The organism is Umezawaea sp. NPDC059074, from assembly GCF_042738955.1.
In the GTDB taxonomy this organism is placed as follows: Bacteria; Actinomycetota; Actinomycetes; order Mycobacteriales; family Pseudonocardiaceae; genus Umezawaea.
Genome location: NZ_JBHYHC010000063.1, coordinates 44781 through 50917 on the forward strand (window position 1 = coordinate 44781; position 6137 = coordinate 50917).

Annotated in this window: 5 protein-coding genes; 3 read left to right on the plus strand and 2 right to left on the minus strand. The window is 70.1% G+C overall.

Annotated features, from left to right (window positions below; all coding sequences use genetic code 11):
• The first annotated feature begins 90 nt into the window (after window positions 1-90).
• Window positions 91-342 (plus strand): LuxR C-terminal-related transcriptional regulator, encoded by a 252-nt coding sequence (locus ACFWW9_RS26510; RefSeq protein ID WP_390383399.1) that lies wholly within the window; start codon window positions 91-93, stop codon window positions 340-342.
• Here the strand turns inward: ACFWW9_RS26510 and ACFWW9_RS26515 are convergent.
• Window positions 325-1572 carry an MFS transporter gene (locus ACFWW9_RS26515; RefSeq protein ID WP_390383409.1) on the minus strand — a complete coding sequence of 416 codons (1248 nt, stop codon included), beginning with the start codon at window positions 1570-1572 and terminating at the stop codon, window positions 325-327. The two genes, ACFWW9_RS26510 and ACFWW9_RS26515, sit on opposite strands and share 18 nt — an antisense overlap.
• A gap of 458 nt (window positions 1573-2030) precedes the next feature.
• Between ACFWW9_RS26515 and ACFWW9_RS26520 the strand changes: the two genes are divergently transcribed.
• Window positions 2031-2603: a YqgE/AlgH family protein gene (locus tag ACFWW9_RS26520; protein ID WP_390383401.1), complete on the plus strand. Its 573-nt coding sequence runs from the start codon at window positions 2031-2033 to the stop codon at window positions 2601-2603.
• A gap of 16 nt (window positions 2604-2619) precedes the next feature.
• Here ACFWW9_RS26520 and ACFWW9_RS26525 read toward each other — a convergent pair whose 3' ends face one another.
• Window positions 2620-3024: an SdpI family protein gene (locus tag ACFWW9_RS26525; RefSeq protein WP_390383403.1), complete on the minus strand. Its 405-nt coding sequence runs from the start codon at window positions 3022-3024 to the stop codon at window positions 2620-2622.
• Window positions 3025-3282: 258 nt separating this feature from the next.
• Here ACFWW9_RS26525 and leuS point away from each other — a divergent pair, with 258 nt between their 5' ends.
• Window positions 3283-6072, plus strand: a complete 2790-nt coding sequence (gene leuS / locus ACFWW9_RS26530) for a leucine--tRNA ligase (protein WP_390383405.1) — start codon at window positions 3283-3285, stop codon at window positions 6070-6072.
• Window positions 6073-6137 lie beyond the last annotated feature (65 nt).

The window sequence follows — 6137 nt, forward strand, 5'->3', positions numbered from 1 at the left end:
GCCGCGTTAGCCAAGTGACAGCGAGTTGCGACACCATGACGGAGTGCGGCGGGGGCAGGGTGCCCATCGCGGCCGCTGGGGGTGGTGTCGATGAACACGTGGGGACTGAGCGGTGCGCCGACCGATGAGGCGGCGTCCCTCAACGATCACCAGCGGGCGGTGCTGCGCTGCCTGGCGCGCGGGCTGGCCGACCACGAGATCGCCCGCGTGCTGGCGGTGACCCAGGAGCAGGTCGCGGCCGAGGTCGCGGCCATCCTGGGGGTGCTGAACCTGCGCGACCGGATGGCCGCGGTGGTGTTCGCCCACGAACGGGGCATGATCCGGCTACCCCTGCCGAGGTGACCGCTTCAGCAGGAGCAGGTAGCCGCCGAGGCCGACCAGGTAGAGCGCGGTCGCGCCGACGATCAACGCGGGCGAGCGGCCGTCGAGCGGCACCACGGCCGCCGCCACGGACACCGCGACGACCTGGGTGACGTTGAACAGCGTGTCGTAGAGCGCGAACACCCGACCGCGCACCTCGTCGCCGATCTCGCCCTGCACCGCCGCGTCCACGCACAGCTTCACGACCTGGCCCGCGAACGTGAGCAGGAACGACGCCACCAGGATCGTCGACATCAGCATCGGCAGCCCGAGGCCGAGTTGGCTCGCGGCGGCCAGCACCAGCGCGGCGGACACGGTCGTCTTGCGGCCGAGCAGGTCCACGACCCGGTCGGTGATGAGCCCGGCGACCAGGATCCCGGCCCCACCGGTGACGGCGATCTTCCCCAACCCGGCCAGCCCCGTGCCCAGGCTGTGCCGCATCAGCAGCAACGTGAGCAGCAACGAGATCCCGAACGCGGCCCGGTGCGCCAGCAGCGCCACCAGCACGGCCGTCACGCTCGGCTTCCGCCACGCGGCCCGCGCGCCGTCCAACAGGCCCATCGCGACGGCGGTGACCGTGCGACTCGGCTCGACCACCTCGTCCGGCCCCAGCACGCCCGGCTTGAACCGGCTGGCCACGAACGCGGCGAGCAGCGATCCGACGATGGCGAAGCAGGTGGTCCTCGCGGACCCGCCGTCACCCTCACCGAGCAACGTCCGCAGCCCGACGGCCGACCCCGCGCCCAGGACGGCGGTCAACGCGCCGAGCGTGGTCGCGAAGGCGTTCGCCTCGACCAGGTGGTCCTCGGGCACGACGTGCGGCAGCGAAGCGGACAGCCCGGACCCGACGAACCGGCTGATGCCCGTGACCATGAGGGCGGCGGCGTAGAGGGGGACGTCCGACAGGCCCGCGCCGACGGCGGCGACCGTGAGCAGGATGAACACGCCACGGGTCAGGTTGGCGATCACCAGGACCCGACGACGGTCCCACCGGTCCAGCAGAGCACCGGCGAACGGGCTGACGATCGAGTACGGCAGCAGGAGCACGGCGAACCCCGCGGCAACGGCGGCTGGGTCCGCGTGGCGCTCGGGGTTGAACAGCACGGCCCCGGCCAACCCGGCCTGGAACAGCCCGTCGCCCCACTGCGAGGCGAGACGGCTGATCAGCAGTCTGCGGAACCCGCCGGTCGCCAACAGTCGGCGCACACCCAGGTGGTGCTTTGCCGCTGTGTTCCCAACCGTGGTCACGCGGCCACCCTACGTCCAGTCGCCGACAGCCTCCGCGCTCCGTCCGGTCCAGTGCGAGGCCGCGTCGGTGGGTCGGGTCGCCATTTTTTCGAGGAGGGTGGTGACGAAGTCTCTGCCCTCCTCGAAAAAATCGAGGCCCGACGTGCCGACTCCCAGGCGGCCGAGCCGGAGTCTGCGGAGCAGCGACCATCAAATACGACAAAGGCCGGACCCGTAGGGCCCGGCCAGTCGGTCAGATGCCAAGGTCGCCTCTCGGCGTGGTGCACAACCCGGCTCCGGCCGAACCGGTATTCCGGGAAGGCAGTTGAGTGGGCCCGGGGGACTCGAAGGCATCCAACGAGCCCTACAACGAGCGAGTGGGCTCAGATGTTCCGCGAAAGGTGTGACACACGTCGCGGGGGTTCGGGTGAAATCATGTGCTGGTGCGCCCAGATGCAGAAGTCGAACCGGGTTCCCTGCTCGTGGCGGCGCCCACGCTGACGGACTCCAACTTCCAGCGGACCGTCGTCTACCTGATCGACCACCGGAACGAGGGCACGTTGGGCGTGGTGTTGAACCGGCCGAGCGAGGTCGCGGTGCACGACGTGCTGCCCGCGTGGGGGCCGCACGTGACGCGGCCGCAGGCGGTCTACATCGGAGGGCCGGTCGAGCAGAAGACCGCGTTGTGCCTGGCGGCGTTGAGGACCGGGGAGGACCTGACCACGGTGGAGGGTGTGGTCGGCGTGCGCGGGCCGGTGGCGCTGGTCGACCTGGACGCCGACCCGGACGTCCTGGTGGCGAAGGTGCGCGGCCTGCGGGTGTTCGCCGGGTACGCGGGCTGGGGGTCGCGGCAGCTCGCGGGCGAGATCGACCGCGGCGACTGGATCGTCGTGCCCGGACTGCCGGACGACGTGCTCACGCCGTCCGGCGTGGACCTGTGGGGTCGGGTGCTGCGCCGCCAGGGCATGCCGACGGCACTGCTGGCCACCTACCCGATGGACGTCCACCGGAACTGATGTTTCACATGAAACATCAGGCCTTGGAGAACGGGCTGCACCCGGCCCCGGCGCACGCGCACCCGCCGCAGCCCTTCGGCGCTTCCGCCACGGGCATCGCCTCGGCGGCCCGGTGGCCCGCCGCGGTGGCCGCGACGGTGATGCCGACCGCGCCCACGATGCCGACCAGGCCGACCGTGAGGGCCGCGTCCGGGTTGACCACGGCGGCGGTCCCCGCGCCGACGGCGACGAGGGCGGCCACCAGGTTCGGCAGACCCGCGACCCGGTTGGCGAGCTGGAACGCCTCGTCGTCGCGCATCGCCGGAGCGGTGCGGACGCCGACGTAGCGGTTGCGCGGCAGCTTGCCGGTCAACCCGAGGTAGCCGACCAGCGCGAGGAAGACGCCGACCAAGCCGAGCACCACTGGCAGCACGATGTTCACGCCTTCGAGGGTAGGTGTCCGCCCGTCCGGTGTCGCACGAGCCCCGCCCTGGAGTCGCGTGGATCACCTCGGAGGCGGATACCCTTTTCGCTCCCCGTCGTCAACCGGGTACCGTTGGAGCATGAGCAAGGCCTGCCTGCTCCTTAGCTAGCCGCGCTGACCGACATGACTGGTCGGCGCGGCAACCCCTCATGCCCCCTTCTGGGCTGAGGGGTTTCGTCGTGTCAGGGGCGGGAAATCGATGGAGAGGGACGTTCGATGAGCACGGACGCGGCCGCGGAGACCCCGGCCTTCCGCTACACGGCCGAGCTGGCGGGCCGGATCGAGAAGCGCTGGCAGCAGTACTGGGAGGACCACGGCACGTTCCACGCGCCGAACCCGGTCGGCCCGCTGTCGACCGGGGAGCCGGTGCCCGCGGACAAGCTGTTCGTGCAGGACATGTTCCCGTACCCGTCGGGCGCGGGGCTGCACGTCGGGCACCCGCTGGGGTTCATCGGCACGGACGTGTTCGCCCGGTACCACCGGATGAACGGCCGCAACGTGCTGCACACGATGGGCTTCGACGCGTTCGGGCTGCCCGCCGAGCAGTACGCGGTGCAGACCGGCCAGCACCCGCGGAAGACCACCGAGGACAACATGGCCACCTACCTGCGGCAGATCCGCAGGCTGGGGCTGGGCCACGACGAGCGGCGCCGGATCTCCACGATCGACGTCGAGTACTACAAGTGGACGCAGTGGATCTTCCTGCAGATCTTCAACTCCTGGTACGACGGCGACGCGGGCAAGGCGCGGCCGATCGCCGAGCTGGAAGCGCAGTTCGCCGACGGGACCCGGCCGACGCCGGACGGGCGGCCGTGGGTCGAGCTGTCCCCCGCCGAGCGCCGCAAGGTGCTGAACGAGTACCGCCTGGCGTACCTGTCCGAGGCCCCGGTGAACTGGTGCCCCGGCCTGGGAACGGTGCTGGCCAACGAAGAGGTCACCGCGGACGGGCGCAGCGAGCGCGGGAACTTCCCGGTGTTCCGGCGGAACCTGCGCCAGTGGATGATGCGGATCACCGCGTACTCCGACCGGCTGATCGACGACCTGGACCGGCTGGACTGGCCGGAGAAGGTCAAGGCCATGCAGCGCAACTGGATCGGGCGCAGCAACGGCGCCCGCGTGCGCTTCCCGGTCGGCGAGCACGAGGTCGAGGTCTTCACGACCCGTCCCGACACGCTGTTCGGCGCGACGTACATGGTGCTGGCGCCGGAGCACGCGCTGGTGGACGTGATCGCGACCGCCGAGCAGGCCGCGGACATCGCCGCGTACCGGCGGGCCGCGTCGCTGAAGTCCGAACTGGACCGCCAGGAGAACAAGGACAAGACCGGTGTCTTCACCGGCGCGTACGCCGAGAACCCGGTCAACGGCACCGAGATCCCGGTCTACATCGCCGACTACGTGCTGATGGGCTACGGCACCGGCGCAATCATGGCCGTGCCCGGCCAGGACCAGCGCGACTGGGACTTCGCGACCGCGTACGACCTGCCGATCATCCGGACCGTGCAGCCGTCCGAGGGCTTCGAGGGCGACGCGTTCACCGGCGACGGTCCCGCGATCAACTCGGGGTTCCTGGACGGCATGGGCATCACCGAGGCCAAGTCCACGATGATCGCGTGGCTGGAGGACAACGGCCACGGCCAGGGCACCGTGCAGTACAAGCTGCGCGACTGGCTGTTCTCGCGCCAGCGGTACTGGGGCGAGCCGTTCCCCATCGTCTACGACGAGGACGGCACGCCGATCCCGCTGCCGGACGAGATGCTGCCGGTCGAGCTGCCCGAGGTGGACGACTACTCGCCGCGCACCTTCGACCCGGAGGACGCGAACAGCGAGCCGTCGCCGCCGCTGTCCCGCGCGACCGATTGGACCGAGGTCGAGCTGGACTTGGGCGAGGGCAAGAAGAAGTACCGCCGCGACTTCAACACCATGCCCAACTGGGCCGGGTCGTGCTGGTACCAGCTGCGCTACGTCGACCCGACCGAGTCGGAGCGGTTCGTCAACGCCGAGAACGAGAAGTACTGGCTGGGCCCGCGCACCGCGGACCACGGCGCGAACGACCCCGGCGGCGTCGACCTGTACATCGGCGGCGTCGAGCACGCGGTGCTGCACCTGCTGTACTCCCGCTTCTGGCAGAAGGTGCTGTTCGACCTGGGCCAGGTGTCCGGCGACGAGCCGTACCGCAAGCTGTTCAACCAGGGCTACATCCAGGCGTACGCGTTCCAGGACAAGCGCGAGACGTACGTGCCCGCCGACGAGGTCGTGGAGGAGAACGGCAAGTTCTTCTACAACGGCGAAGAGGTCAAGCGCGAGTACGGCAAGATGGGCAAGAGCCTGAAGAACGTCGTCACGCCGGACGAGATGTGCGAGAACTACGGCGCGGACACGTTCCGGATGTACGAGATGTCGATGGGCCCGATGGACGTGTCCCGTCCGTGGGCGACCAAGGACGTCGTCGGCGCGCAGCGGTTCCTGCAACGGCTGTGGCGCAACCTGGTCGACGAGAACACCGGTGAGCTGCGGGTCGTCGAGGACGACGCGCCCGAGGAGTCGCTGCGGGCGCTGCACAAGGCGATCGCGGGCGTGCACGACGACTTCGTGAACCTGCGCTACAACACGGCGGGCGCGAAGCTGATCGAGCTGAACAACCACGTCACCAAGACGTTCAGCGCGACGGGCACGCCGCGGGTGCTGGCGGAGTCGCTGGTGCAGATGCTGGCGCCGCTGAGCCCGCACATCGCCGAGGAGCTGTGGGCGAAGCTGGGCCACGACGGCTCGCTGGCGCACGGGCCGTTCCCGAAGGCGGACGAGAAGTACCTGGTGGAGGACTCGGTCGAGTACCCGATCCAGGTCAACGGCAAGGTCCGCGCGCGGATCACCGTGGCGGCGACCGCGGGCCAGGACGAGGTGAAGGCCGTCGCGCTGGCGGACGAGAAGATCGCCGAGCTGGTCGCGGGCGGCACGCCGCGCAAGGTGATCGTCGTGCCCGGCCGCCTGGTGAACATCGTTCTGTAGCAATGGAAGCGCGGGGGTGGCGCCGGGCCCCCCCCCCGCCCACCACACGCACCGAGGAAAAATAA

Bases quoted from the DNA above. Each gene is read 5' to 3' on its own strand.
- leuS (WP_390383405.1), top strand. From the start codon at position 3,283: ATGAGCACGGACGCGGCCGCGGAGACCCCGGCCTTCCGCTACACGGCC.
- ACFWW9_RS26510 (WP_390383399.1), top strand. From the start codon at position 91: ATGAACACGTGGGGACTGAGCGGTGCGCCGACCGATGAGGCGGCGTCC.